The sequence below is a fragment of the Salegentibacter sp. Hel_I_6 genome (assembly GCF_000745315.1).
In the GTDB taxonomy this organism is placed as follows: Bacteria; Bacteroidota; Bacteroidia; order Flavobacteriales; family Flavobacteriaceae; genus Salegentibacter.
Genome location: NZ_JQNQ01000001.1, coordinates 2,407,778 through 2,434,652 on the forward strand (window position 1 = coordinate 2,407,778; position 26,875 = coordinate 2,434,652).

The 26,875-nt window shown below is 36.9% G+C and carries 24 protein-coding genes and 1 tRNA gene; 13 read left to right on the top strand and 12 right to left on the bottom strand.

Translation table 11 applies throughout. The annotated features are described in order from the left end of the window. From FG27_RS10595 to aspS, 4 genes are all read right to left on the bottom strand, one after another. Positions 1 to 195 (bottom strand): cold-shock protein, encoded by a 195-nt coding sequence (locus tag FG27_RS10595; protein WP_037318850.1) that lies wholly within the window; start codon positions 193 to 195, stop codon positions 1 to 3. Positions 196 to 300: 105 nt separating this feature from the next. Continuing rightward, entirely contained in the window at positions 301 to 540 is a 240-nt protein-coding gene (locus FG27_RS10600; protein ID WP_037318852.1) for a hypothetical protein, read from the bottom strand. Positions 541 to 542: 2 nt separating this feature from the next. Further along, positions 543 to 2,333, bottom strand: coding sequence for a chloride channel protein (locus FG27_RS10605; protein ID WP_037318855.1), 1,791 nt, complete (start codon positions 2,331 to 2,333; stop codon positions 543 to 545). Positions 2,334 to 2,505: 172 nt separating this feature from the next. Beyond that, positions 2,506 to 4,257 (bottom strand): aspartate--tRNA ligase, encoded by a 1,752-nt coding sequence (aspS, locus tag FG27_RS10610; protein WP_037318859.1) that lies wholly within the window; start codon positions 4,255 to 4,257, stop codon positions 2,506 to 2,508. A gap of 228 nt (positions 4,258 to 4,485) precedes the next feature. Between aspS and FG27_RS10615 the strand changes: the two genes are divergently transcribed. Continuing rightward, positions 4,486 to 4,845 (top strand): toxin-antitoxin system YwqK family antitoxin, encoded by a 360-nt coding sequence (locus tag FG27_RS10615; RefSeq protein WP_037318861.1) that lies wholly within the window; start codon positions 4,486 to 4,488, stop codon positions 4,843 to 4,845. Positions 4,846 to 4,909: 64 nt separating this feature from the next. Here the strand turns inward: FG27_RS10615 and FG27_RS10620 are convergent, their stop codons facing one another. From FG27_RS10620 to FG27_RS10640, 5 genes are all read right to left on the bottom strand, one after another. Then, positions 4,910 to 5,374 (bottom strand): cupin domain-containing protein, encoded by a 465-nt coding sequence (locus FG27_RS10620; protein ID WP_037318863.1) that lies wholly within the window; start codon positions 5,372 to 5,374, stop codon positions 4,910 to 4,912. A 145-nt stretch (positions 5,375 to 5,519) separates the two neighbouring features. After that, positions 5,520 to 8,993 carry an efflux RND transporter permease subunit gene (locus FG27_RS10625; protein ID WP_037318865.1) on the bottom strand — a complete coding sequence of 1,158 codons (3,474 nt, stop codon included), beginning with the start codon at positions 8,991 to 8,993 and terminating at the stop codon, positions 5,520 to 5,522. Between the two features lie 6 nt (positions 8,994 to 8,999). Further along, positions 9,000 to 10,172 carry an efflux RND transporter periplasmic adaptor subunit gene (locus tag FG27_RS10630; protein WP_037322174.1) on the bottom strand — a complete coding sequence of 391 codons (1,173 nt, stop codon included), beginning with the start codon at positions 10,170 to 10,172 and terminating at the stop codon, positions 9,000 to 9,002. 22 nt (positions 10,173 to 10,194) lie between these two features. Then, complete coding sequence (locus FG27_RS10635; RefSeq protein WP_037318867.1) at positions 10,195 to 11,550, bottom strand: TolC family protein; 1,356 nt, start codon at positions 11,548 to 11,550, stop codon at positions 10,195 to 10,197. Then, the gene (locus FG27_RS10640; protein WP_037322176.1) at positions 11,540 to 12,157 is read right to left on the bottom strand and encodes a TetR/AcrR family transcriptional regulator; all 618 of its coding nucleotides are present in this window, start codon (positions 12,155 to 12,157) and stop codon (positions 11,540 to 11,542) included. The genes FG27_RS10635 and FG27_RS10640 overlap by 11 nt, the downstream gene beginning before the upstream one ends. Positions 12,158 to 12,295: 138 nt before the next feature. Between FG27_RS10640 and FG27_RS10645 the strand changes: the two genes are divergently transcribed. The 3 genes from FG27_RS10645 to odhB all read left to right on the top strand — a co-directional run bounded on the left by FG27_RS10645 (position 12,296) and on the right by odhB (position 17,614). Then, the gene (locus FG27_RS10645) at positions 12,296 to 13,270 is read left to right on the top strand and encodes a polyprenyl synthetase family protein (RefSeq protein ID WP_037318868.1); all 975 of its coding nucleotides are present in this window, start codon (positions 12,296 to 12,298) and stop codon (positions 13,268 to 13,270) included. Positions 13,271 to 13,486: 216 nt separating this feature from the next. Beyond that, a complete protein-coding gene (locus FG27_RS10650; RefSeq protein WP_037318870.1) occupies positions 13,487 to 16,255 on the top strand; it encodes a 2-oxoglutarate dehydrogenase E1 component in 2,769 nt (922 codons plus the stop codon). Between the two features lie 63 nt (positions 16,256 to 16,318). Next, the gene (odhB, locus tag FG27_RS10655; RefSeq protein ID WP_037318873.1) at positions 16,319 to 17,614 is read left to right on the top strand and encodes a 2-oxoglutarate dehydrogenase complex dihydrolipoyllysine-residue succinyltransferase; all 1,296 of its coding nucleotides are present in this window, start codon (positions 16,319 to 16,321) and stop codon (positions 17,612 to 17,614) included. Positions 17,615 to 17,873: 259 nt separating this feature from the next. Here odhB and FG27_RS10660 read toward each other — a convergent pair whose 3' ends face one another. Next, on the bottom strand, positions 17,874 to 18,311 hold the full coding sequence (locus FG27_RS10660; protein WP_037318876.1) for a retropepsin-like aspartic protease: 438 nt from the start codon (positions 18,309 to 18,311) through the stop codon (positions 17,874 to 17,876). Between the two features lie 52 nt (positions 18,312 to 18,363). On the opposite strand from FG27_RS10660, the gene FG27_RS10665 reads away from it, so the two are divergent. The 9 genes from FG27_RS10665 (at position 18,364) to FG27_RS10705 (ending at position 24,788) form a co-directional block, all read left to right on the top strand. Beyond that, positions 18,364 to 19,131, top strand: coding sequence for a TatD family hydrolase (locus FG27_RS10665; RefSeq protein ID WP_197051684.1), 768 nt, complete (start codon positions 18,364 to 18,366; stop codon positions 19,129 to 19,131). A 50-nt stretch (positions 19,132 to 19,181) separates the two neighbouring features. Then, positions 19,182 to 20,324 carry a 1-acyl-sn-glycerol-3-phosphate acyltransferase gene (locus tag FG27_RS10670; protein WP_037318881.1) on the top strand — a complete coding sequence of 381 codons (1,143 nt, stop codon included), beginning with the start codon at positions 19,182 to 19,184 and terminating at the stop codon, positions 20,322 to 20,324. Then, entirely contained in the window at positions 20,308 to 21,336 is a 1,029-nt protein-coding gene (locus tag FG27_RS10675; RefSeq protein WP_037318884.1) for an asparaginase, read from the top strand. Before FG27_RS10670 ends, FG27_RS10675 begins: the two co-directional genes overlap by 17 nt. 72 nt (positions 21,337 to 21,408) lie before the next feature. Then, a tRNA-Ser gene (locus tag FG27_RS10680) sits at positions 21,409 to 21,496 on the top strand. A 78-nt stretch (positions 21,497 to 21,574) separates the two neighbouring features. Further along, positions 21,575 to 22,378, top strand: a complete 804-nt coding sequence (locus FG27_RS10685; RefSeq protein ID WP_037318886.1) for a MotA/TolQ/ExbB proton channel family protein — start codon at positions 21,575 to 21,577, stop codon at positions 22,376 to 22,378. A 14-nt stretch (positions 22,379 to 22,392) separates the two neighbouring features. Continuing rightward, positions 22,393 to 22,830, top strand: coding sequence for a hypothetical protein (locus FG27_RS10690; RefSeq protein WP_037318890.1), 438 nt, complete (start codon positions 22,393 to 22,395; stop codon positions 22,828 to 22,830). 4 nt (positions 22,831 to 22,834) lie between these two features. Next, the gene (locus tag FG27_RS10695; RefSeq protein ID WP_037318892.1) at positions 22,835 to 23,446 is read left to right on the top strand and encodes a biopolymer transporter ExbD; all 612 of its coding nucleotides are present in this window, start codon (positions 22,835 to 22,837) and stop codon (positions 23,444 to 23,446) included. Positions 23,447 to 23,483: 37 nt separating this feature from the next. Beyond that, positions 23,484 to 23,966, top strand: a complete 483-nt coding sequence (locus FG27_RS10700; protein ID WP_037318894.1) for a biopolymer transporter ExbD — start codon at positions 23,484 to 23,486, stop codon at positions 23,964 to 23,966. A gap of 102 nt (positions 23,967 to 24,068) precedes the next feature. Continuing rightward, positions 24,069 to 24,788 carry a porin family protein gene (locus FG27_RS10705; RefSeq protein WP_037318896.1) on the top strand — a complete coding sequence of 240 codons (720 nt, stop codon included), beginning with the start codon at positions 24,069 to 24,071 and terminating at the stop codon, positions 24,786 to 24,788. Here FG27_RS10705 and FG27_RS10710 read toward each other — a convergent pair. Further along, positions 24,783 to 25,388, bottom strand: a complete 606-nt coding sequence (locus tag FG27_RS10710) for a hypothetical protein (protein WP_037318897.1) — start codon at positions 25,386 to 25,388, stop codon at positions 24,783 to 24,785. The two genes, FG27_RS10705 and FG27_RS10710, sit on opposite strands and share 6 nt — an antisense overlap. Further along, a complete protein-coding gene (gene rpoN, locus FG27_RS10715; RefSeq protein WP_037318899.1) occupies positions 25,388 to 26,854 on the bottom strand; it encodes an RNA polymerase factor sigma-54 in 1,467 nt (488 codons plus the stop codon). The genes FG27_RS10710 and rpoN overlap by 1 nt, the downstream gene beginning before the upstream one ends. Between the last annotated feature and the right edge of the window lie 21 nt (positions 26,855 to 26,875).

Consider the following 26,875-nt stretch of genomic DNA (forward strand, 5'->3'; position numbering starts at 1 on the left):
TTATTCTATAACGCGTACTTCAGCAGCGTTAACTCCTTTTCTACCTTCTACTTCAACGTACTCAACTTTATCACCTTCGTTCAAGCTCTCGCCATCTAAACCAGTAATGTGTACGAAGATGTCTCTTCCTGTTTCGTCGTTGGTAATGAATCCGTATCCTTTTGATTCATTGAAAAATTTAACTGTACCTTCCATTGTAATAATAAAATAAATAATTAATAAAGGACAAAGTTAGTACAATATTATTGAAGACAATGCAAGAATATTAATTTTCTTTTGAAAGTATTCTAAAACAGATACTTAATCTAAACCTTTATCACGCATTCTATCCATGTTCTTTTTAGTGAGAGTGTAGTCCTCAAGGCGTTTTCCTTTCCATCTCACATACAGGAAAATTGGCATTAAAATAAATGCGCTGGCCAGAACTGCAAGTCCAATTATTTGGTCGCCCAGCAATACATCTTCATAAGTACGGTAATAAAAACCTACACCAATAGCAATTAATATTAAGACTACTAAAATCTTTAAAATGGTATTCATAGTTAAACGGTTACTTCAATTAATTTTTGGCGATAGGCGGTTAGCATCTTGGATTTAGAGATGAAACCTATATATTTTTCATCTTCTACCACCGGAAGATTCCAGGCATTTGTTTCCTGAAATTTGCTCATTATATCTTTTGGGCGATCTTTTCTTAGATCTATTATTTCGGGAGCTCGTTGCATTATATCGCTCACTTTTACTTCATTGTACATCTTTTGATCAAACATTATTGGCCGAATATCATCTAAGAGAATGATTCCTAAAAAGTTACGATTTTCATCAATAACCGGAAAAAGATTTCTAGAGGATTTTATGACACCCTCGTGAATAACATCACCAAGATTCATATCAATATTAAGGGTTACAAAGTTCTTTTCTATAATTTGCTGAATATTCAATAGGGTTAATACGGCCTGATCTTTATTATGAGTTAGCAACTCTCCACGTTGAGCAAGTTCCATGGTATAAACAGAATGCGGCTGAAACCTACTGGTTACTACAAAAGATATGGCTGCCGTGATCATTAAGGGGACAAAAAGTTCGTAGCCGCCGGTAAGTTCAGCAATTAGGAAAATTGCGGTAAGCGGTGCGTGCATTACCCCTGCCATAACCCCGGCCATTCCCACTAAAGTGAAATTGCTCACTGAAATAGGATTTTTTAGTAACCCAAGATTATTGACAATAAGGGCGAAACAATGCCCCATGGCGCTTCCCATAAATAAAACGGGAGCAAAAATACCTCCGATTCCTCCTGCGCCAAGGGTGAGTGAAGTGGCTATAATTTTAAAAATCACAAGACCTGCCAGTAAAACAATTACTACCCAAATATTATCTAAATAAGCATCAAAAAGATTGGTTTGCAGGGCAAACATATAATTTTCCTGAAGTAAATTGTTGATTACGTCGTAACCTTCACCGTATAGCGGTGGTATAAAGAATATGAGAACACCTAAACCAAGACCACCGGCAAGCAATCTAAGAAAGCCAGACTTTATTTTCCGGAATAATTCAGCGAATTTAAAGTAAACTTTTCCGAAGTAAATTGAGCAAACTGCAGCCAGTACACCTAATAGCACATAAAAAGGAACTTCAGATATATCAAACTGATCGCTTAATTGGTAATGTAAAATGATATCGTTCCCAAAAAAGAAATAGGAGGTAAGGATTGCAGAAACCGAAGCAATTAACAACGGAATCATAGAAACTAAGGTAAGATCCAGGCTAAATATTTCTATAGCAAAAATGATGGCAGCAATTGGTGCTTTAAATAAAGAGGACATCGCGCCTGCAGCCGCACAACCTATTAAAAGCGTGCGCGTGGCCTGGTTCATTTTAAATAGACGCGATAAATTAGAGCTTAAAGAAGCACCTGTTGCAACGGTGGGGGCTTCCAATCCTACCGATCCTCCAAATCCTACAGTAAGTGGTGCTGTAATTAAGGAAGCATAAGATTGAAATCTACGCATAATTCCCTGTCTTTTAGAAATAGCGTGCAAAACCGTGGGGATACCATTTCCTATATCCTTTTTCACCACAAATTTTATAATAAAAATGGTAAGTGCAATTCCTAAAATTGGAAAGATAAAATAGAACGCATTATGATAGGTTACAATAAATTCGTCTTCCAGTAAACGCTGAATATAATGAGTGAGATTCTTAATGCTTACTGCTACAAGACCCGCCAGGAAACCAATAAGCGAACTTAAAACCATCAAAAATTGTTGATGGCTAAGATGCCTGGTGCTCCAGTCTGAAAACTGGGTTAAAAGTGCTGTAACTTTACTGCTCACTCAAATTTTGTTTGAAGTGAAGATAAAAAAATCCCGAAGTGAAAACGGGATTTTTTATCAATTATAATTTTACTCGATAATCGAGATTTAAATGCATAGCCTTTATAATTATATGGATAATTTGGAATTGAAAAACTTTTTCGCATACATATCTTTTGGGGCCCGCTTTAAGCTATTTTAATTTTACCTGAAGATGAAGTTCTTTAAGTTGAGTTTCATCCAGTTTTGCGGGTGCATCTATCATTACATCCCTACCATTATTGTTTTTAGGGAAAGCAATAAAATCTCTAATGCTTTCCTGTCCACCTAAGATGGCTACTAACCTATCAAATCCGAAAGCGATCCCACCGTGTGGTGGTGCTCCATATTGAAAGGCATCCATTAAAAAGCCGAATTGTGCTTTAGCTTCTTCTGGAGTAAAACCAAGATAATCAAACATTTTAGCCTGGGTTTCCTTATCATGAATTCTAATAGAACCACCGCCAATTTCGTTTCCGTTCAATACTAAATCATAGGCATTGGCACGAACTTCTCCCGGTTTTGTTGCTAAAAGTTCAAAATCTTCTTTTTTCGGGGAAGTAAATGGGTGGTGCATCGCGTGAAAACGATTGGTTTCTTCATCCCATTCTAAAAGTGGGAAATCTACCACCCAAAGCGGAGCGAATTCATCAGCTTTTCTCAAGCCTAATTCGTTTCCTAAATGCATTCTCAATGCACTTAACTGAGTTCTGGTTTTGTTAGCATCACCGGCCATAACCAAAATAAGGTCTCCCGGTTTTGCATTAGTTTCTTCTGCCCAGGTTTTTAGATCTTCTTCTGAATAAAATTTATCTACTGAAGATTTTAAAGTTCCATCTTCATTATATTTTGCCCAAACAAGTCCATTGGCACCTACCTGTGGTCTTTTAACCCAGGAGATTAATTTGTCTATTTCCTTTCTTGTGAAAGAAGCCGCTTTCGGAACCGCAATTCCCACAACTAATTCCTGCTGATCGAAAACATTAAAACCTTTGTTTTTAGCGAGATCGTTTAGTTCGGCAAACTCCATCCCAAATCGAATATCTGGCTTGTCGTTACCGTATTTTTTCATCGCTTCAGCGTAGGTCATTCTCGGAAATTTCTCAACTTCCACGTCGTTGATTTCTTTCAATAAATGACGAGTCAAGCCTTCAAAAATATTTAAAATATCTTCCTGTTCTACGAAAGCCATTTCGCAGTCTATTTGTGTGAATTCTGGCTGCCTGTCGGCTCTAAGATCTTCATCTCTAAAACATTTTACGATCTGGAAATATTTATCCATACCGCCAACCATAAGCAATTGCTTAAAGGTTTGTGGAGATTGTGGCAGAGCATAAAACTGACCTTCGTTCATTCTGCTTGGTACTACAAAATCACGTGCACCTTCAGGAGTAGATTTTATTAAATAAGGAGTTTCCACTTCAATAAAATCCTGGTCAGAAAGATAATTTCTCACTTCCATTCCAACCTTATGACGAAATTTCAGTTTATTTTTTACCGGATTTCTTCTAATATCGAGATAGCGATATTTCATTCTTAGATCTTCACCTCCATCGGTTTCGTCTTCAATAGTGAAGGGAGGAGTAAGGGAAGTATTAAGGATATTAACTTTAGCAACTAAAACCTCAATCTCACCGGTTGGAATATTCGTATTTTTAGATTCTCGCTCTATAACTTCGCCGGTTATCTGAATCACGAATTCCCGCCCCAGTTTTTGGGCTTTTTCCATAAGTTCTTTTGAAGAACGCTCTTCATCAAAAATAAGCTGGGTGATGCCGTAACGATCGCGCAAATCTACCCAAACCATGAAACCTTTGTCTCTTATTTTTTGAACCCAGCCTGAAAGTTTTACTTCCTGGCCAATTGAAGCTGCATTTAATTCCCCGCAGTTATGACTTCTATACATATTATTCCTGAAATTTTAAGTAGCGCAAAAGTAAGAAGTTCTTATGGGTTTCCAGATAAAATAGGCTTAGAAAATGCTTGCTATAATTAGCCTGTTAGCTGAAATATTAAGAATTAAATATTTGTATTGTAGTATTTTAGATGTTCAGTGTTAACTTAATGTTATGTGATTGTTGCTTTAAAGTAAACTTTTGATTATATTTGGAAAGTAAGATTAAAGAAAAAGACTATGAAAAAGATTAAAAACATATTAATGGCTGCTATTTTTACTTTTGGTGCAGCTGCTTTGGCGCAGGAAAATCCAGAGCCAAAATTTGAAAAAGATGGAGACCTTATAAAAGGTACTTTTTATTTTGAAGATGGTTCTGTTCAACAAATAGGAACTTATAAAGATGGAAAGCTTCACGGTGAATGGATTTCTTATGATACCAATGGTAAAAAGCAAAGCATTGCTACCTATACTGAAGGTGAGAAAACCGGAAAATGGTTCTTTTGGTCTTCAGATAAATTAACTGAAGTAGATTACGATAATAACAAAATCGCCGGTGTTAATACCTGGAAAAGCGATGGTACTTTAGCTGATAACTAGAAGTTAATCTCAAAAATATGCAAAAAGGCTGTTTGAAAAGACGGCCTTTTTTATGATCTCAAGTTTAATCCTGCTTCACTGCTATTGCATCTACAGGATCTTCGAATGCAATAAAGAGCACACAGGGAGCATCTCCACATTTTGCTGAATGAGCTTTATTTGCAGGTCCGTAAGCATAGGAGCCTTCTTTTAAAGTTTTGGTTTGCTCTCCCTCATAAGTTACTTCTAACTTACCCGAAATAAGGATCATTCGTTCTGGCGAAGTGTGGGTGTGAGCCGGTATTTCGGCATAAGCCGGAATTTTAAAGAAGATATCTGCATTTTTTTCAGCAGGATTTCCATGTAAAACGGCAACGTTACAACCATCTGGCATAAATTCAGGGCAGGGACCCCATTCCAGTTCTTTATCACTTTTTGTGAAATTTATTGAATTTTCAGAAGTTTCCTGGGCGTAAATTCCGAAGGATAAAAGGAAAGTTAGTAATAAACAATAATGTTTTGGTTTGAAAAACTGTTCTTGAATTTTCATTATTTCTCGGTTTTTAGATTAATTCTTTTTAAAAAATGAATTAAGCCTTTTTAAGGTAGTTGAAATAAACCGAGGTCAAAATGAGGGTAATTCTGTAAACTTGAGAAATAAAAAACCCCGAAGCATAAACTTCGGGGTTTTGATTTTAAGCTTTCGCTTCCAGCTTTCTTTGTTTTCGCTCCTTGCGTTTATCGGCGGTTTTTACTTTGGCTCTGTTTACCAGGTAAAACATTACCGGTACCACAACTAAGGTAAGGAAGGTAGCAAATACCAACCCGAAGATCACCGTCCAGGCCAATGGCCCCCAGAAGATCACGTTGTCTCCCCCAATAAATAATTTTGGATCGTAATCTATAAACAAACTGAAGAAATCGATATTTAAACCTACAGCTAACGGGATTAAACCGAGCACGGTGGTAATTGCAGTAAGCAATACCGGCCTTAATCTCGATCTTCCTCCTCTTACAATACAGTCAAAATATTGCTCCCTGGTTAGCAATTCATCGTCATCTAAATTAAACTTACGCTTTTCCCTATCAATAAGAATTTGCGTATAATCTATAAGAACGATAGCATTATTTACCACAATTCCTGCCAGGGAGATAATTCCCATCATCGTCATAATAATGATAAAATCCATTTGGAAGATAATCAAGCCCAGGAAAACACCAACCAAACTCAATACTACTGCCATAACAATAATAATTGGTTTAGAAAGTGAATTAAATTGCGCAACGAGAATAAGCAAAATACCGCCCATAGCGATTAATAGGGCTTTAAGCAAAAAGGCCATATTTTCTTCCTGTTCTTCCTGCTCGCCGGTAAATTCTAAAGTAATATCCTTCGGAAGATCATAGGTTCTAAGCGCTGTTTTTAGCTGGCCGACAATTTCATTTCCGTTGTAACCTTGCAGCACGTTAGAATAAAGGGTGATTACCCTTTTTAAGTCTTTCCTTTTAATAGAACTAAAAGAGGAAGCTGATTCTGTTGTGACCAAAGATGAAATTGGAACCTGTACGATTTCTCCGGTATTTTGATCTTTAAAGGTAATTGGCTGATTAAAAAGTACATTTTCGTTATATCTAAACTCATCAGCAAACCTAAGGTTGATCTCATAATCGTCATCACCTTCTTTATAGGTTGAAACCTCTTCACCATATATTGCGCGCCTTAAAGTTTGCCCCACCTGGGAAGTTGAAACTCCAAGTTGCCCGGCTTTTCTTCGGTCTACTTTTACACTTAATTCCGGTTTAGATTTATTTACATCTATTTTGAGTTCTTCAATTCCGGCGATGCTAAGGTCGTTCACATAAGATCTTAAATTTTCTGCTTCTAAAAGCATTTTTTCGTAATCTTCACCTTTAAGCTCCATATTTATCGGGTAGCCGGTTGGCGGTCCAGCCGCATCCTTTTCTACTACAATAGAAGCACCCGGAAATCCATGTACGGCTTCCCTAACTTCAGATAAAACTTCACTACTGCTCACGCCGCGTCTTTCGGTAAATTCCCGCATAGACAAGGTTATCTTTGCTTTGTGTGGCATTTCATTTTGCTGGCCCCCATCGGTTTGTGGGTTTCCTGCACCTTCCCCTACTTGAGAAATTGCAGATTCTACCATAAAGTTGTAGCCGTCCTCATCTTCATATTGCTTAATAGCGTCAAAAACGCGTTGCTCTACCTGTTTGGTTAGGTCATTAGTTTTGTGAATATCGGTTCCTTCAGGGTATTCAATATAGGTGATTACCTGGTTAGGTTCGTTTTCAGGAAAAAACAAAACTTTTGGTTGTATTAAGGCAATCAGTACAAAAGAAAGAAACAATAAGAGTAAAGTTCCGAAGAAAAATACATAAGCTTTTTTTCCGCGAAGCGCATACTTTAAAGTCTTTTCGTAAACATTTTCCATTTTTTTAAGGGCGGTATGCTGGAAATAATCTACCCCTCTTGAAATAAAATATTTATAGGCCCAAAGTAAAATAGCCGCGAGAATTAAAATATTTCCAAAAGCTCTTAATACACCTGCATCTACAACAAATCCTACTATTAGTAATAAGGCTCCAAATCCGGCAAGTATCGAACTTATTTTTATAAGTTTCTTCTTCGTAAATTCTTCCTCTTCAGTTTTCATAAACTGGGAAGTCAACATAGAGTTGATAATTAATGCTACAAAGAGGGAAGAGCCTAAAACAATAGAAAGTGTGATTGGGAAGATTACCATAAACTTACCTACGATTCCCGGCCAGAGTCCTAATGGAAAAAATGCGGCCAATGTAGTTGCCGTAGAAGCAATAATTGGCCAGGCTATTTCACCCATACCTTGTTTTGCTGCCTGTTTTCTCGGCATACCTTCGTCCATTAATGTATAGACGTTTTCTACTACCACAATCCCGTTATCTACAAGCATTCCCAGTCCCATAACCAGTGCAAATAATACCATGGTATTTAGGGTGTATCCCATACTGGAGAGAATAATGTAGGAAAGGAACATGGATAAAGGAATTGCAATCCCTACGAATAATGCATTTCTGAATCCCAGGAAAAACATTAAAACCAGAACGACCAGAATTACCCCAAATATGATGTTATTCACCAGGTCGTCTACCTGGTTTCGGGTATTTGTTGAAAGGTCGTTGGTAAGGCTAATGCCTAAGCTCTCTGGAAGATATTCTTCCTGTTCTTTTTTTACAATTTCCTTAATTTGATCTACGGCCTCGATCATGTTTTTACCGGCACGTTTTTTAACGTCCAGCATTACCACAGGATTACCGTATTCCCTGGCAAAAGTGGTAGCATCTTTTTCCCTAAAATTGATTTTTGCAATATCTCTTAGGAAAATATTACCGCCATCTCTTTTTACCACTACATTTTGAAGTTCTTTAGGATCTTCAATTTCTCCAATTATCCTTATGTTTTTTTGAACACCGCTGGTGATAACATTTCCACCTGAAATAGTTCGGTTTTCAGCGCTTACTGCATTTACAATATCAGTAAAACTTACCTGTGAGGCAGTCATCTTATAAATGTCTACCGCGATCTCCACTTCCATTTCTTCAGCACCACGAATACTGGCTTCTTTAATTTGCGGAAGTAATTCTATGCGTTCCTGTAAATACTCGCCATATTCCTTTAACTGCTGAACGGTATAATCTCCAGTGAGGTTAATATTTAAAATGGGTTGTTCTTCAGAAATATTAAGGTCGAAGACGTTTGGTTCTACTTTTGCACCATTATCTAAAGTTGGCCAGGTAGTTTCGGCTTTTACCAAATCTACCTTGTCCTTTACCTTGGTTTTGGCACTTTCAACCTCTACATCTTCTTCAAATTCCACAATAACCAGGGAATAATCCTGAAAGGTTGAAGAGGAAATTTCCTTTACGCCTGCAATATCATTAAATTCTTCTTCAAGGGGTTCGGTAATAAATTTCTCTACATCCTCTGCAGAGTTTCCTGGGTTTACAGAGCTTACGTATATCTTGGTCTCTACCACCTCTGGGAAAGTTTCCCTTGGCATATTGTAGTAAGACATAAGACCACCAATCATAACAATGGCGATAATTACATATACCGTCATTTTATTATTAATCGCCCAGGACGAAAGCTTAAATTCTCTATCTAAATTCATTGTAGCTTAGTTTCTTATTTTAACTTCCTGACCATCACGAAGGTTCTTAGCTCCTTCAACGATAAGCGTTTGTCCAGATTCAAGACCTTTGGTTATTTCTATTAGGTCATTGTAAGAATAACCGGTTTCTACAATTTGTCTCTGTGCAGTACCAATATTATCGTCTCCTTCTTTTTCCTGAAGAACAAACACCACGCTTTCTCCCTGTGCATTTTTAAGCAATGCATTTTCTGGAATAATTACAGCGCTTTCTGCGGTATAGTCATTTAGTTTAATGGTGGCAATCTGGTTTGGTTTTACCATTCCGTTTTCATTTGGAATTGCTACTTCTATATTGAAGGAGCGATTGTTGGCATTTATAGTATTTCCAACTCTTCTTATTTCACCTTCAATTTCCCGGTTTACAGATCCAATTTCTACAATCACTTCGGTTCCTTTTCTAACATTATTTAAATAAGATTCTGGTACCGCAGCCTCTACATACATGTTCTTTAGACTTACTAAGCGAAATAACTGACTTTGCCCGGGGCTTACTACTTCTCCCTGCTCGGTAAGAATTTCGTCTACGATCCCGCTAAAGGGAGCTCTAACAATAGTTTTGTCTAATTGAGACTTTAATCTGTTTACCGAATTTTGCATAGACTCGTAATTGGTCTTAGCTTCTAAATACTGCATTTCTGAACCTATGTTCTGTTCCCAAAGGCGTTCCTGCCGCTCAAAAGTAGTTTTTGCTAAAGTAGCCTGAGTCTCTAATTGTGCTAATTCGCTGGAAAGTCCGCCATCATCAATTTTAGCGAGCACCTGTCCTTTGTTTACTTCCTGACCTTCTTCCACTCGTAGATCCTGGAGAATTCCAGAAAATTCAGAATAAATTAGAATGTTTTCATCGGTGGCAACATCTCCCTGAACTTCAGCATAATGTTTAAAGAGCGTATCATTAACTTTTTGAGTCACTACAAGATCTAAACGCCGGGTTTTATCTAAACGGTCTATGGCCTGGTCTAGCTTGTCTAATTTTTGAGTGAGATCGCTTTGCTCTTTGCTTAGTTCAGCTTTTTTGGCTCTAATCTCGGTAAGATTTTCATTTTCTATAAGTTCGTCTATAGATTTTTCCCCTTTGTTATTTCCACACGATAGAATTAATAGCGGAATACTTATTAAAATAGCTAACTTTTTCATTGTTGATATTTGATGGGTATATTTAGTCTTCATTGTTATATTTTCTGGTATCCAAAAGGTTTTCTAACTCAACCTTTGCGGTAATTACATTTAACATAGATTGTAAGAAATCCTGTTGCGCCTGGTAAAGTTGACGCTGGGCTTCACTTAGCTCAAAACTGCTGGCAATTCCTTCAAAAAACTTAATCTGGTTTTTATTTTCAATTCTTTCGGCTAGTTCCAGGTTTTTCTTTTGCGCCTGGTAATTTTCAAGACTAAACTCGTAATCACTTTTAGCTGAATTGATTTGACGTTTTACTTCGTTTTCGGTTTGTTCCAGTTCTACCATCGCCTGTTCATAGGCAATTTGTTTTTGCTGAGTTCTGGAATTTCTCATTCCGCTGCTAAAAATGGGTATGTTTAAACTTACTCCTAATATAGACTGATCAAAATACTCCTGATCACTATCAAAAAAAGTGAATTGCTGGCTGAAGCCCTGAACACCATAATTTAGAAATCCGCTTAGCGAAGGGAGTGCTTTAGATTTTTCCAGCTTCACTTCAATTTCGCGAGATTCAGCGGTGTTGGCGGCAATTCTGTAATCTATATTTTCTTCAACAGGAATTTCTTCTTGCAATAGTTCCAAATCGAAGTATTGCATTGCCAAGGCATCTAATTCTTCGGTTAGGTTAACAGGTTTTTCTACTGGTATCCCAAGTGTAAGATTGAACATTTCGTAGGCAATATCGCGCATTCGCTGGCTTCGGCTCAAGTTGTTTTTTAAGTTGAGCAAAGTGATTTCTAACTGTTCTACATCTTCTTCTTCAGCGAGACCATTTTTAAAGATCTCATTGGTCTCATCATAATTCTTCTGAACGTTTTCTACATTCTTGTTAAGAATTGCTACGTTTTCTTCCGCAAGCAAAACATTTCCGTAGGCATTTATTACCGCTTTTTTTATTTCAAGATCGGTTTTTGTTTTTGCATTTTCAGAAATTTGAAGCAAGGTTTTAGCCGATTGAATTCCTACAATATAAGAACCATCAAAAATAAGTTGGTTCCAGGTAGCGGTGGCATTTACATTGTGCTTTGTGCCAAAAGTAACCGGGACAAATTCGCCGGGTTCCCCTCCCGCAATTTCTGCCGGAAGCAAGGTAACGGGCAATTTTAAATTGTTTTGATAATCTCCAGTAGCGCTAATTTGTGGTAATCCCTGCGCAATAATCTCCCATTTTTGTTTTAACGCAATTTCAATGTCTTTTTGCGAATTTATTGAGGAGTAATTATTCTCCAGGGCGTATTTTATAGCTTCTTCTAGTGTAAAGCTGTAATCCTCCTGGGTTTCCTGGGCTATGCTGTTTAGCGAGATCAGCAAAATTAACAGGTATCTAAATTTCATTTCCTTGTTTATTAGATTTTAATAATTCATCTAGTGTATTAAGTCCTTTTGCAGTGCAAATTGAATTGAGGTGGTATTTTAAAAAATAATCCATCAATTTTGCATTGCTATATTCGTCTTCCGGGAACAGGTTTTTATCTTTTATTCCCAACATCCCAACAAAGTAAATTCGACTGACAAAAGAAATGGGGATATCCCCCTTATAATGTCCAGTAGTAATGCCACGCTCGAGGTTGTCTATAAGAATTCGCTGAACAATTTCAAATTGCTTTTCACGCAGCGGGAAATAAACCTCTGGGTAATATTTCTTTAGTTGAAATTGAGGAGAGCTTTTCTCATTTTTCAACATTTGCATCGCGTATTTTTTCATCTCATAAGTCTCAACAATAGGATTTAATTTCCTGGAGCTAAGAATGGCAATACCATGTTCTATTTCCTTTATTAAATAGTCTACTGTTGCTTTTACAAGTTTGGTCTTAGTGCTAAAATGTGCATAAATGGTCTTCTTGGATATTGCCATTTTCTGGGCGATATCATCCATTGTTACACTTTTAAATCCCAGACTTAAGAAAAGATCTGTAGCATTTTTTATAATATCTTCTTTCACTCGTTTTATAATTTCGTGCAAAACTACAATACGGAAACGTATAAAACAATAAAAGTTTCCTTAGTTTATATTAATTTAACTTGTTAATAGAATTTCAAGTACTTTCATTTATGTATTTTAGCCGGAAAATTTTTTAGTATGCAGTCTATTTCTCAATACAGGGAAGCTTTTCAGGAGTATTTAGATCTTAAAGTCCAGGTAAAAGAGCCTGAAAATCTTTATGAACCTATGAAGTATATTCTTAGCCTTGGCGGAAAACGCTTAAGACCTGTGTTGGTGCTTATGGCTACTGATATTTTTGAAGCCGATTACAGCAAAGCTTTAGATGCAGCACTGGCGATTGAAATTTTTCATAATTTTTCCCTGGTTCATGATGATATCATGGACGATGCCCCTTTACGCCGTGGGAAGGAGACTGTGCACGAACGCTGGGATATAAATACCGGGATTTTATCTGGAGACGCTATGCTTATAAATGCATACCAGCTTTTTGAAAATTATGACGGAGATACCTTTAAAGAACTGGCACGTTTATTTACTAAAACGGCCATCCAGGTTTGCGAAGGCCAACAATATGATATAGATTTTGAAACCCGTGACGATGTTTCTATCGAGGATTATTTAAAAATGATAGAATACAAAACTGCGGTTTTAGTAGGTGCTTCCTTGCAAATGGGTGCAATTGTAGCTGGTACTTCTATGGAATGTAAAAAATCGGTTTATGAATTTGGTCGCTTGTTAGGCATTGCTTTTCAACTTCAAGACGATTATTTAGATGCTTTTGGAGATCCTGAGACCTTCGGAAAACAATCTGGGGGCGATATTATTGAAAATAAAAAAACCTTTCTTTATCTTAAATCTCTTGAGGCTTCAGGAAAAAGTGAAGCCCGGCAATTAGAACATTTATATACCATAAATCCGGCTGAAACTTCAGGAAAAATTGAAGCAGTAAAAACACTCTTTGAAAACAGTGGCGCTGCAGAGTTAACAAGGCAGGAGATTGAGAAATACACCAATAAAGCATTTGATGTTCTTGATAAAATTGAAACTCCTGAAGAGAAAAAACTTCCATTAAGACAATTTGGTGAAATGCTAATGAATCGTAAGGTCTAAAAATTGGTACTTTTCAAATTGAGAAATTCTTAATATTTAGGTGTTTACACGCTTAGATTTGCAATCAATACACAATTTTGGTGGTATCCTGAAGTTTCTACTATGTTAAACTTCTTATAATTCATAGGATAAATATATCGTTTGCTACAGGCTGTTTTTTCTAAAAATTGTATTTTTGCTATGTTTTACACTCAAAAGAAACATTAGTTTCAACTTATGGATAGATTTTCATTTCTAAACGCTGCACATACGGCATACTTCGCCGAACTTTACGACCAATATCTTCAGTACCCCGATAGTGTAGAGCCCAGTTGGAGGGCTTTTTTTCAAGGTTTTGACTTTGGAATGCAACAAAACGGAGTTTCTGCGGAAACTATGGAGGAAGCTCCTGTAAATTTTCAGGATGGAGAAATCCCGGAACACGTAGTTAAAGAATTTAAGGTAATTCGTCTTATAGATGGTTACCGAACTCGCGGGCACTTGTTTACAAAAACAAACCCGGTTAGAGAAAGACGTAAATATCGCCCAACGCTAGAAATAGATAATTTTGGATTGGAAGAAGGCGATTTAGATACTAAATTCAACGCCGGAGATATGTTGGGGATTGGCCCTAGCTCGCTTCGTGATATTATAAAACACCTGGAAAAGGTGTATTGTGAATCTATCGGGATCGAATATATGTTTATTCGTAAGCCGGAAGAAATTCAATGGATTCAGGATAGGTTGAATAAAAATGAAAATCATCCCAACTTTAGTGATGACGAGAAAAAGAAGATCCTGAAGAAATTAAATCAGGCAGTTTCCTTTGAATCATTTTTGCACAGAAAATATGTAGGTCAAAAACGTTTTTCACTAGAAGGTGGAGAGAGTTTAATTCCTGCCTTAGATGCGCTTATTGAAAGAGCCGCAGATCTTGGCGTAAAAGATTTTGTTATGGGTATGGCTCACCGTGGCCGACTGAATACTCTTACTAATATTTTCGGAAAAAGCGCTAAAGATATTTTTAGCGAATTCGATGGGAAAGATTATGAGCAGGATATATTTGATGGAGATGTAAAATATCACCTGGGTTGGACTTCTTGTCGTCAAACCGATAATGGAAAAGAAATTAATATAAATATAGCGCCAAATCCGTCTCACCTTGAGGCTGTGGGTCCTGTAGTAGAAGGTATAGCAAGAGCTAAACAGGATAGACACTATGGTGGTGATAATATGAAAGTATTGCCCATTTTAGTGCACGGGGATGCCGCAATTGCTGGTCAGGGAGTTGTTTATGAAGTAGTGCAAATGGCGCAACTGGAAGGTTATCAAACCGGTGGAACTATTCATATTGTAGTAAACAACCAAATTGGTTTTACCACCAATTATCTTGATGGTCGTTCATCAACGTATTGTACCGATGTTGGTAAAGTAACCCTTTCTCCAGTATTACACGTAAATGCAGATGACGCAGAAGCTGTTGTTCACGCTATTATGTTTGCTCTGGATTTTAGAATGAAATTCAAACGTGATGTATTTATAGATCTTTTAGGATATAGAAAATATGGGCATAATGAAGGAGATGAGCCTAAATTTACTCAGCCAAAATTATATAAAGCAATTTCCAAGCATAAAAATGCATTGGATATTTATGCTGAAAAACTTAAATCGGCTAATATTATTGACGATGAATATTTGTCTAAACTCGAAGAGGAATATAAAGCTGATTTAGAAGAAAACCTGGAAGATTCCAGGAAAGAAGAAACCACCAGGATCACTCCTTTTATGCAAGATGAGTGGGATGGTTTCGAGAATGTTTACGAAGATGAAATGATGAAGGAAATGGATACCACTTACAAGATAGAAGATCTTGATAAGGTGGCAGATGCTATTTCCAAACTTCCTGATGATAAAAAGTTTATGCGTAAGGTGAAAAAGATCATTGATCTTCGCCATACACTTTACTTTGAGGATGACAAGCTTGATTGGGCTATGGGCGAGCACCTTGCTTATGGTTCTTTAATGAAAGAGGGATTTAATATTAGAATTAGCGGGCAGGATAGTGAAAGAGGTACTTTTTCTCACCGTCACGCAATTGTAAAAGTAGAAGATAGTGAAGAAGAAATTATTCTTCACAACAATATAGAAGGTAGAGATGGCGATTTTTTCGTCTATAACTCTCCGCTTTCAGAATATGGTGTAATGGGGTTTGATTATGGTTATGCTATGGCAAGTCCTAATACACTAACAATTTGGGAGGCCCAGTTTGGAGATTTTGTGAATGGCGCCCAAATAATGATAGATCAGTATATTTCTGCAGCAGAAGATAAGTGGAAATTACAGAACGGATTGGTGCTTTTCTTGCCTCATGGGTATGAAGGCCAGGGAGCTGAACACTCTTCAGCAAGAATGGAGCGTTTTCTTCAGCTTTGTGCTAAAGATAATATGTATGTGGCAGATGTTACTACACCAGCCAATATGTTTCATATCTTACGTAGGCAGATGAAAGCCGGGTTTAGAAAGCCTTTGGTAATTTTTACACCTAAAAGCTTGTTGAGACATTCAAAAGTAATTTCAACAAAAGAAGATTTCGCAGAAGGTAGTTTCCAGCCGCTATTAGACGATCCAAAAGCGAAAGCTAAAGACGTGAAATCCCTGGTATTTTGTACAGGTAAATTTTACTACGATCTGTTAGAATATAAAGAAGAAAATCATCGGGATGATGTAGCTTTAGTACGTGTAGAACAATTGTTCCCACTGCCTATAGAGCAAATGAAGAAAACGATCAAGAAATACAAGAATGCTGAAGATGTAGTTTGGGCTCAGGAAGAACCTAGAAATATGGGAGCTTACGGGCATATGTTACTACACTTTGATGAAGCTAAGAGTTTTAGAGTTTGCAGTAGAAAATTCTATGGTTCTCCGGCTGCCGGTAGTTCTGTAAGATTTAAAAAGCGTCACGAAAAAGTGATCGCAAGTGTTTTTGACAAAACAGTAGAGAATTAATTAAATTTAAATAACGAATCCAATGTTTTCGCCTGGCGGAAACTTTAAATAAAAACAAAGATCATGGCCTTAGAAATGAAAGTTCCTTCTCCGGGGGAATCTATAACCGAAGTTGAAATAGCCGAATGGCTGGTTGAAGACGGTGACTACGTAGAAAAAGATCAGGCAATAGCCGAAGTTGATAGTGATAAAGCTACCTTAGAACTTCCAGCTGAAGCCAGCGGAATTATCACGCTTAAAGCTGAAGAAGGAGATGCTGTTGCTGTGGGCGAAGTAGTTTGTCTAATCGATACCGAAGCTGAAAGGCCAGGTGGAGGTGATGATAAAAAAGAGTCTAAAGACAAGAAAGAATCTAAAGACAATAAAGATAAAGAGGAGTCTAAAGACGAATCTTCAGAGAAAAAAGAGAAGGAAGATAAGGCTGAGGCTAAAACTGAAGAACCTTCCAAGTCTTCAACACCTTCTCAAAAGCAGGATTCACATGCAAAAGGTAGCCCATCTCCAGCGGCTAAGAAGATTCTTGATGAAAAAGGGATTGATAGTAAGGATGTGAATGGTAGCGGTAGAGATGGCCGTATTACGAAAGAGGACGCTGTGGAGGCGAAAGCTTCTATGGGAAGTCCTGGGACAGGAAAACGTGGTGAATCTAAGAAGAAAATGTCCATGCTTCGTAGAAAAGTAGCCTCGAGATTGGTTTCAGTTAAAAATGATACCGCGATGCTTACTACTTTTAATGAAGTAGATATGCAGCCTATCTTTAACCTGAGAAAAAAATATAAAGAAGAATTTAAAGACAAGCATGGGGTAAGTTTAGGCTTTATGTCTTTCTTTACGCTGGCAGTTGTGAGAGCGCTGGATCAATATCCAGGTGTGAATTCTATGATAGATGGCGATCACCAAATTACCTTTGATTATAAAGATATTAGTATTGCGGTTTCAGGGCCAAAAGGTTTGATGGTTCCGGTAATTAGAAATGCTGAAAATCTTAGCTTTAGAGGTGTTGAAGATGAGGTGAAACGTTTGGCTACGAAAGCACGTGATGGAAAAATCACTGTAGATGAAATGACTGGTGGTACTTTTACAATTACCAACGGAGGAGTGTTTGGATCTATGCTTTCAACTCCAATTATCAATCCTCCACAAAGTGCAATTTTAGGAATGCATAATATCGTAGAACGTCCAGTGGCTATAGACGGTCACGTTGAGATTCGTCCTATTATGTATGTAGCCCTTTCTTATGATCACAGGATTATTGATGGGAAAGAATCTGTTGGTTTCCTTGTAGCTATTAAAGAGGCTATTGAGAATCCAGAAGAATTATTGATGGATAAAGATGTAAAAAGAGCTCTTGAGCTTTAATTTATACAATATTTAAATACTAAAAAAGGCAGCCAATTGGCTGCCTTTTTTTTTTGATACCACAAATAACAAATTAAAATAATAATAAATTCAGAATGTTTAAAAATAGAACGCATACCACAAAGATTCCCAGTAAAATATAAAGGAAACTGTTTTGAGTTTTATTTTTTGACACGCCAGGCATTCTACTAATATTGATTACCTCAAACTTAAAAAGTATGCGGTGACGGGTCAAGGGGATATTTCCCCTTATCTGTTTCTACTTTAAGTATAACGCCGGTGCTTTGTAATCTATGACGGCTTTTCCTTTTCTTAAAAGGTCAGCGCCAATTATCCCATGAACCTTTTCAGCTTCGTGGTTTATAAGGGCTTCATTTACGTGACGAAGATCAAAAAGGACAAGGTCTACTTTTTTCTTTTTCCAACCTTTAATTTCTATTCGGTTCTTTTGTGCAATTTGAGTGATCATGTTAGTTGCACCTGCCCCGGCAGCCTTAACATCGCTATCTTCTGCCAGGAGTTTAAAATGTTTAACAGATTCAAGACCAACACAAGTGCTGGAAGCTCCGGTGTCTAATATAAAGTTTCCTTCAATATTGTTAATTTTGGCTACCAATTCAAGATGTTGGGTTTTGGTATATTTCAGTTTTATACGCTTAAATCCTTTTTCTTTCAGCAATTTTTTTAAAGATGACATTCTTTGTGTTTTTCGCAAAGATAGGTCTTCAAAATAAATTATTTTTGCTTTTATGATTTTAACCGATACGCATATACATCTTTACAGCGAAGATTACGAAAATGACAGGGACGAACTGATAGAAAATGCCTTTAAACAAAACATTGAGCGGTTCTTTCTTCCCGCAATAGATTCTGATACTACAGAAGCTATGTATAGTCTTGAGGCTCGTTATCCCGATAATATTTTTCTCATGATGGGTTTGCATCCAACTCATGTTCAGGAGAATTTTGAAGCTGAATTGGAGCATGTAGAAGAACAATTTGCAGAAAGAAGACTCTACGCTGTAGGGGAAATAGGCATAGACCTGCACTGGGATAAAAGCACATTAGAGATTCAGCAGGAAGCTTTTAGGAGGCAAATTAAGCTTGCTAAAAAGTACAAGCTTCCAATTGTAATTCATTGCAGGAAAGCTTTTGATGAGGTTTTTGATGTTTTGGAAGAAGAAAAAAGTGACGATCTCTTCGGAATTTTTCATTGTTTTACAGGGAATTTCGAGCAGGCTAAAAGAGCTCTTTCTTATAATCTTAAGTTAGGAATTGGGGGAGTAGTCACTTTTAAAAATGGAAAAATTGATAAATTTTTAAAAGAAATTCCGCTTACGGAAATTCTGTTAGAGACCGATGGGCCCTATCTATCACCCTCTCCTTACAGGGGGAAACGAAATGAACCCGAGTATCTTTTAAAAGTTGCAGAAAAGCTTGCTGAAGTTTACGACAAGCCCCTGACCGAAATTGCTGAAATTACTACCCAAAATTCAAAAGATATATTTGGGATATAAAGGAGGTTAAAATTAAAATTTGTTCATTTGCCTAGCTAACACAATATTGCGTGAAAGAATTTGAAGACATAAGGTTTTATAACGAGAACGAGGTGCAAACGGCCTTGCAGGAATACAAGAGGCATCCAATGGTAAAAGCCCTTTTGCAATTTACGTTCCCCGAAAAAAGTTATTCAGAAATTGAAACTGTGCTGGGAGAATGTAATTCCATTAGAGATTTTCAAACGAAGGTGATCTATAATTCCGTGCTTAAAGTTATCGAAAAAAGTACTGAAGGGCTTACCTATAACGGCTTTGATAAATTGGATAACGATCAGGCTTACTTTTATATTTCCAATCATCGCGATATTATTCTCGACACCTGCCTTATAAACACCACGCTTTATGAGCAGGATCTTATAATGACAGCCTCTGCTATTGGAGATAACCTGGTGCGAAAGCCTTTTCTTATGGCTTTGTCTCGTTTAAACAGGAATTTTCTTGTAAAGCGAGGAATAAGCCCCAGGGAGATGCTAAAGAGTTCTATGGTACTTTCAGAATATATTAAAAAATTACTTCTGGAGGATGGACGATCGGTTTGGATGGCGCAAAGAGAAGGAAGAACTAAAGATGGAAGTGATTATACACAGCAAGGGGTGTTAAAAATGCTGGCGATGGCCAAGGGTGAAAAAAGTTTGGCAGAATATTTTACCGAAATTAAAATAGTTCCGGTAGCTATTTCTTATGAATTTGACCCTACAGATATTCTAAAAATGCCTGAACTTATGGCAAAAAGAATGAAGGAAGAATATGTTAAATCTGCTAACGAAGACTTTAATTCCATTATGCAGGGTGCTATGGGAAATAAAGGTCGTATTCATATTAACGCAGGGGAAATTCTTGGTAAAGAAGTTTTTGAGGATATTGAAAAAGAACATACTTCTATTAATGCGCAACTAAAAGCGGTAGCAACAAAGATAGATCAGCATATTTACAAGAATTATAAATTGTGGCCAGCAAATTATATCGCATTCGATTTACTAAAGAATTCAGAAAACTACGCAGATAAGTATTCCGATAAGGAAAAAAGACAGTTTGAGCGGCGCCTTAGCCGAAGAGTAGATGTGAAGAACCCCCTGGAGCTTAACAGTTATTTATTAATGTATGCAAACCCTGTAATTAATAAAGAAGCGCTTTATGAAGAAAAGAGCTAAGATCCTACTTATTTATACCGGCGGTACTATAGGGATGATTAAAGATTATGATTCGGGAGCCCTTAAAGCCTTTAATTTTGATGAACTTTTACAAAATATACCCGAATTAAAAATCCTTGAACACGAGATTAATACCTTAAGTTTTGAAGATCCAATAGATTCCTCGAATATGAATGTGGAATGTTGGATTAAGGTTGCTAATACTATTCAGGAGAATTTCGAAACCTATGATGGTTTTGTAGTCTTGCACGGGAGTGATACCATGTCTTATACCGCTTCGGCCCTGAGTTTTATGTTTGAAAATCTTACCAAGCCTATTATTTTTACCGGCTCTCAATTGCCTATTGGAGATCTTAGAACTGACGCTAAAGAGAATTTAATTACCAGTATTCAAATTGCAGGTTTACAAAAAAATGGAAAACCGGTAATTTCTGAAGTCGGGCTTTATTTTGAATATAAATTATACCGGGCTAACAGGACCACGAAAATTAATGCAGAACATTTCCAGGCCTTTGCTTCATTAAATCATCCTCCGTTGGCTGAATCTGGTGTTTATCTTTCAGTGAATTATAACGCACTATGGCGTCCAAACTGGAGACAAAGAACAAAACTTCATACAGGATTTAATAACGAAGTACTTATTTTAAAAATTTTCCCGGGAATTAATGCCAGTACAGTAGAATATATGTTATCTAAACCCGGTTTAAAAGGAGTGGTTTTAGAAACTTATGGGAGCGGTAATGCCCCAAGCAATGATTGGTTTTTAGATATTCTAAAAAGAAAAATTGCTGAAGGATTATTGGTGGTAAATGTAACACAATGCATTGGGGGTAGCGTCATGATGGGGCAATATGAGACTAGTGTTCAGCTTAAAAAAATAGGAGTAGTTTCAGGAAAAGATATAAGTACTGAAGCTGCGGTGGCAAAATTAATGTACCTTTTGGGCAAAGAATTGTCTCCAAAAGTGTTTAAAACTATCTTTGAAACCTCTCTTAGAGGGGAAATGTCATAAAATTAACGGCAGATGCTTGACGAAGTATATTTTTTTTCGTTATTTGGCGCACCGTTTAAAAAACGTTAAGAAAGAGAGGTGGCCGAGTGGTCGAAGGCGCACGCCTGGAAAGTGTGTATACGCCACAAGCGTATCGAGGGTTCGAATCCCTTCCTCTCTGCAATAATTATTATATTTTTATTAAAAATTTATTTTTATATCTTTAACCCTTTAACTAATTAAATTAAGACAAACAGTAATGAAAAGATTATTTTCTATTTTGGTAATCGCCGCGGTGATGGTACTTGGAGCCGGAAACCTAAATGCGGCCGATAATGTAAACACATTACCTGGTACAATTGTGAATTTTGTACAAGACGAAGAGGCTGCAGCTGCCGCAGATGAGGCAGAGGAAGAAACTCTTGGTTTTCATCAGGAACTTAAAAAACGATTTATAGAAGGTGGGCCTGCATTTATGGGGATCGTTCTTCTATGTTTAATTCTTGGTTTGGCTGTTGCCATAGAGAGAATTATCTTTTTAAACTTATCTACAACGAATACCAGAAAACTGGCTAGAAATGTAGAAGATGCTTTAAACAGTGGTGGTGTAGAGTCAGCTAAGGAAGTTTGTAGAAATACAAAAGGACCTGTTGCTTCTATCTATTATCAGGGTCTGGATCGTGCAGACGAAAGTATTGACGCTGCAGAGAAAGCTGTTGTAGCTTACGGTGGTGTGCAAATGGGGCAATTAGAGAAGAATGTTTCCTGGTTGTCTTTATTTATTGCTATTGCTCCTATGCTTGGTTTCATGGGTACTGTAATTGGTATGATTACCGCCTTCGATAGAATTGAAGCTGCAGGTGATATGCAACCATCTCTTGTTGCCGGAGGTATTAAAGTGGCACTTCTTACTACCGTATTTGGTTTGATCGTGGCTATTATTCTTCAAATATTTTACAATTACATCATCGCTAAGATAGATAGTATTGTAAATGATATGGAGGATGCATCTATCACTCTTATCGATATGTTGGTAGCTTACAAAAACAAAAAAAGAATCTAAGACCAGATTAAATTATGACTTTACATAAAATATTAAAATATGTATCTATCGTTATAGGCGTTATAGGTCTTATCCTACTGGGAAGGATCTTGGCTGAAGACGGTGATGCTATAGAGGCCTCGGCCGATTTGCAATCCAGTCTCCTCAATCCATTTATGTATGTAGCATATTTAGTATTGTTGATTGTTATTGCTTTGGTTGCTATCTTTGTGATTAAAGGCCTGTTTAAAGGAAATATTAAAACTACACTTATTGCAATTGGATCTTTTATAGGGATTATATTAATCGCTTATCTTGTTACAGAAGGATCTCAAATGACGCTTAAAGATGGAAGTATACTTTCAGCCGATACAGCGCATTGGATAAGTGCAGGTTTAGTAACTTTCTATATCCTTGCGGGAATTGCGATTCTGGCAATGGTGATTTCAGGAGTTAAAAAATTAACGAAGTAAAATTATGGCAAAAAGAGATGCACCAGAAGTTAATGCCGGTTCTATGGCCGATATTGCTTTCTTGCTCCTTATCTTCTTTCTGGTTACTACAACTATTGAGACAGATACAGGGATTAGCAGGAAGTTGCCGGAATGGCAACCTGAAGAGCAGGATCCGCCGATAATTAAAGAACGGAACATCTTCCAGGTACTGGTTAATTCTAATAATGAATTGCTAGTAGAAGATGAGAACATGGAAATCGGGGAATTGAGACAGGCAGCTGTTGAATTTCTTGATAATGGTGGAGGTACAGGCGAAGAAGCTTGTGATTTTTGCCAGGGACTAGGAGACCCGGCATCTTCTGTTAACCCACAGAAAGCAATTATTTCTTTGGTAAATAACAGGGGTACCGAGTATGGAACCTATATCGCAGTTCAAAATGAACTTGTTGCAGCTTATAATCAATTAAGAGATAGAGAAGCGCAACGTTTATTCGGAACTAGTTATACAGAAATGGAGGCTGGATATAATGACTCTCGTACGAGTGAAGGTGATAAAGAAACGCTTAAGGAACGTATCGAATTAATTAAAGATATGATTCCTCAAAAACTTTCTGAAGCAGAACCTCAGGGTTAATAGCCTTATAAACTAAACTTAAATTTAAGACTCAATTATGTCTAAATTCAAAAAGAAAAAATCTGAAGGCCAACCAGCTATTAGTACAGCATCTTTACCAGATATTGTATTTATGTTATTGTTCTTCTTTATGGTGGTAACCGTAATGAGGCAGAATACATTAATGGTAGAGAATAAATTGCCTTTTGCCGATCAGGTTGAGAAGCTGGACAAGAAAGACCTTGTAATGTATATTTACGCAGGGAAGCCGAGTCCGCGTTATCAGGAAAGATTCGGTTCTGAAGCCAGAATCCAGTTGAACGATAAATTTGCCAGTGTGGATGAAGTTCAACAATTTATTTTCGCTGAAAGAGAGACTAAACGTGAAGAATTGATACCATATCTTACAACTGCCCTTAAGGTAGATGAAGAAACAAATATGGGATTAGTTTCAGATATTAAGCAAGAGCTTAGAAAAGCTGAAGCCTTAAAGATCAATTATACCACTAAACAAGGTGATGCGGCTGAAAATATGCAATAACAGCCAATAATCTTTTTTCAAAACTGTAGAAACATCCTGTTCAAATTTAAATATTGGGCAGGATGTTTTTTTATCTTTAAATGCTATATATCTTCGGTTTAAATGAAAAAAATATTCACTGCCTTTCTCTTCTTTCTCTTTCTTTGTATTCCTCTTTTAGCTCAAACTGAAAGCCAGGAAGGCCGTATTCCAGACTCAGTTCCTTCGGTAATAGACAGCCTTTATAGGGAAGATCAATTTTATGTAGGATTTACTTTTAATTTAATAGGTAATAAGCCAGAGTCAATTTCTCAATCTGGTTTTTCTGGAGGACTACATGCAGGATTTACAAGAGATTTCCCTCTAAATAAACGTCGAAATATAGCCATTGCAGCAGGTTTAGGATGGTCTTTAAATAGTTATAGCCATAATCTTTTTATAGGAGAGGATGAAGGTGGAGAAAGTATTTTTAGAAACTTAACCCGGGATTTAGATTATAATACCAATAGATTTACGATGCAACTCGTAGAGGCTCCGCTGGAATTTCGTTGGCGCACTTCTACGGCTGAAACTTACAAGTTCTGGAGGATTTACACCGGATTGAAATTTGGCTATGTCTATCACTTTAGAAGCAATTTTGTCCAGCCCGATAATCAAGTTGTTCAAACAGATGTGCCCGATTTAGATCGTTTCCGTTTGGGTGCAACTTTTACTTTTGGGTATAATACATTTAATTTTCACTTTTATTATAGCCTGAATTCGCTATTTCCTGATGTAAATTTAAATGGAGAAACCCTTGATATCTCTGTATTTAGAGTTGGTTTAATGTTCTATATCTTATAACCAATAATAAAGAACCACAGCCTGCGGGATTACTCCACAGGCAAGTCCGAGTAAAAGTTCGCCGTAGGTGTGTGCTTTATAGTAAATTCTAGAGGAAGCGGTCAATCCAAGAGCGAGGATTAAGAAACTAATAGTGTAGGTTATATTAATATTGAAATTTAAGCTTAAACCTATAAGGAAGACGATAAGTCCACCCATACCCATCATATGTAGGCTGGCTTTTATTCGAAAACTCGCTAAAGTAAAGGCTAATATGGTAGCAAATAAAATTCCTACAAAATAGTAATACAAAGCTGCATAATTATAGGAATTTAAAATTTGATTTAATACCATTAAGATCAAAATGGTAAAGAAGAACAACGGCCATTTTCTTTCTCTTACATCTTCAAGAAATATAGATTGAGCTTTACCAAGATTTTTCAGTAAAAAGTAAAATACTACGGGTATAAATATGGTTAAGATAGATATCGCTAAAAGTTTAGCCTGAATTACCCCATGTGGAAAAAACCGCGGTGTAAATAAGAAATAAAGTGAACTTCCTGCTAGTGGTATCCAAAGCGGATGGAAAATAAAAGAAGCACTTTTTAAAAGGAATCTCATTAAATTTCTTTTCGCAATCTTGCAACCGAAATATCTAACTGTTCCCTGTATTTCGCTACCGTTCTTCTGGCAATTGGATAACCTTTATCTTTTAAAACTTTCGCGAGTTTTTCATCGGTAAGCGGTTTGCGTTTGTCTTCCTCTTCAATAGACATTTCCAGAATTTTCTTGATCTCTCTGGTAGAAACATCTTCCCCCTGGTCGTTTTTCATAGATTCAGAGAAGAATTCTTTTATAAGTTTAGTTCCATATGGAGTGTCTACATATTTACTATTAGCCACCCTGGAAACTGTAGAAACATCCATTTCTATCTCATCGGCAATGTCTTTTAAAATCATTGGTCTAAGATTTCGCTCATCACCAGTAAGAAAGTATTCTTTTTGATAATTCATAATTGAACTCATCGTAACCATCAAAGTTTGCTGGCGTTGTTTTATCGCTTCAATAAACCATTTTGCAGCATCCAGCTTCTGCTTTATAAACATTACCGCATCTTTCTGCGCTTTTGTTTTTTCTTTAGATTCTTTATAGCCTTTTAGCATATCACTGTAATCACGGGAAACGTGCATTTGAGGCGCATTTCTGCCGTTAAGGCTAAGTTCTAAATCCCCGTCTACAATCTTGATTGTAAAATCTGGAATAACGTGTTCCACCATTCGAGTATTTCCCGAATAAGAACCACCAGGTTTTGGATTTAAATGTTCAATTACATCTATAGCCTGGCGAAGTTCATCTTCAGAAATATCGTGTCTTGAAAGTATTTTGGAATAATGCTTTTTACTGAATTGATCGAAAGAGCGCACCATAATATCCTCGGCCAATTCTACGGCTTTTGTTGGTTCTTTTCGTTTCAATTGAATAAGAAGACATTCCTGAAGCGATCTTGCACCCACACCCGCCGGATCAAGTTCCTGGACTTTTTTAAGTACTTTCTCTACCGATTTTTCATCGGTGTAGATATTTTGAGTAAAAGCAAGATCATCAACCACATCCTGCAACTCTCTTCTTAAATACCCACTTTCATCAACACTTCCTACCAAAAAAGCGGCAATTTGCTCTTCGGTTTCATCAAATCTAAGTGTACTTAATTGTGTGGTTAGGTATTGTGTAAATGATGTTCCGGCAGCATAAGGCACGCTTTTTTCATCATCATCTGGGCTGTAATTATTCGCCTGAAGCCTATAATTTGGTACCTCATCATCACTCAAATATTCATCAACATCAATTTCGGTTTCTATAGATTCAGTTCCTTCATCTTCCCGCTCACGGTCATTATAGTCATCCTCATATTCCTCATACTCATCCTTAGTTTCCACCTTACCATCTTCCAAAGCAGGATTATCTTCCAGTTCCTGTTTTATACGCTGCTCAAAAGCTTGCGTAGGAAGTTGGATAAGCTTCATCAGCTGAATTTGCTGGGGGGAAAGCTTTTGGGATAATTTGAGATTTAGTTGCTGTTTAAGCATAAATTTATTTTACTAAGCTCA

What these genes read in the sequence shown, in the direction of transcription:
- FG27_RS10650 (WP_037318870.1), top strand. Translation starts at nt 13,487, where the DNA reads ATGGATAGATTTTCATTTCTAAACGCTGCACATACGGCATACTTCGCC.
- FG27_RS10645 (WP_037318868.1), top strand. Translation starts at nt 12,296, where the DNA reads ATGCAGTCTATTTCTCAATACAGGGAAGCTTTTCAGGAGTATTTAGAT.
- FG27_RS10595 (WP_037318850.1), bottom strand. Translation starts at nt 195, where the DNA reads ATGGAAGGTACAGTTAAATTTTTCAATGAATCAAAAGGATACGGATTC.
- FG27_RS10625 (WP_037318865.1), bottom strand. Translation starts at nt 8,993, where the DNA reads ATGAATTTAGATAGAGAATTTAAGCTTTCGTCCTGGGCGATTAATAAT.
- FG27_RS10695 (WP_037318892.1), top strand. Translation starts at nt 22,835, where the DNA reads ATGGCAAAAAGAGATGCACCAGAAGTTAATGCCGGTTCTATGGCCGAT.
- odhB (WP_037318873.1), top strand. Translation starts at nt 16,319, where the DNA reads ATGGCCTTAGAAATGAAAGTTCCTTCTCCGGGGGAATCTATAACCGAA.
- FG27_RS10710 (WP_037318897.1), bottom strand. Translation starts at nt 25,388, where the DNA reads ATGAGATTCCTTTTAAAAAGTGCTTCTTTTATTTTCCATCCGCTTTGG.
- FG27_RS10690 (WP_037318890.1), top strand. Translation starts at nt 22,393, where the DNA reads ATGACTTTACATAAAATATTAAAATATGTATCTATCGTTATAGGCGTT.
- FG27_RS10615 (WP_037318861.1), top strand. Translation starts at nt 4,486, where the DNA reads ATGAAAAAGATTAAAAACATATTAATGGCTGCTATTTTTACTTTTGGT.
- FG27_RS10685 (WP_037318886.1), top strand. Translation starts at nt 21,575, where the DNA reads ATGAAAAGATTATTTTCTATTTTGGTAATCGCCGCGGTGATGGTACTT.
- rpoN (WP_037318899.1), bottom strand. Translation starts at nt 26,854, where the DNA reads ATGCTTAAACAGCAACTAAATCTCAAATTATCCCAAAAGCTTTCCCCC.
- FG27_RS10600 (WP_037318852.1), bottom strand. Translation starts at nt 540, where the DNA reads ATGAATACCATTTTAAAGATTTTAGTAGTCTTAATATTAATTGCTATT.
- FG27_RS10630 (WP_037322174.1), bottom strand. Translation starts at nt 10,172, where the DNA reads ATGAAAAAGTTAGCTATTTTAATAAGTATTCCGCTATTAATTCTATCG.
- FG27_RS10635 (WP_037318867.1), bottom strand. Translation starts at nt 11,550, where the DNA reads ATGAAATTTAGATACCTGTTAATTTTGCTGATCTCGCTAAACAGCATA.
- FG27_RS10660 (WP_037318876.1), bottom strand. Translation starts at nt 18,311, where the DNA reads ATGTCATCTTTAAAAAAATTGCTGAAAGAAAAAGGATTTAAGCGTATA.
- FG27_RS10705 (WP_037318896.1), top strand. Translation starts at nt 24,069, where the DNA reads ATGAAAAAAATATTCACTGCCTTTCTCTTCTTTCTCTTTCTTTGTATT.
- FG27_RS10675 (WP_037318884.1), top strand. Translation starts at nt 20,308, where the DNA reads ATGAAGAAAAGAGCTAAGATCCTACTTATTTATACCGGCGGTACTATA.
- FG27_RS10700 (WP_037318894.1), top strand. Translation starts at nt 23,484, where the DNA reads ATGTCTAAATTCAAAAAGAAAAAATCTGAAGGCCAACCAGCTATTAGT.
- aspS (WP_037318859.1), bottom strand. Translation starts at nt 4,257, where the DNA reads ATGTATAGAAGTCATAACTGCGGGGAATTAAATGCAGCTTCAATTGGC.
- FG27_RS10620 (WP_037318863.1), bottom strand. Translation starts at nt 5,374, where the DNA reads ATGAAAATTCAAGAACAGTTTTTCAAACCAAAACATTATTGTTTATTA.
- FG27_RS10665 (WP_197051684.1), top strand. Translation starts at nt 18,364, where the DNA reads ATGATTTTAACCGATACGCATATACATCTTTACAGCGAAGATTACGAA.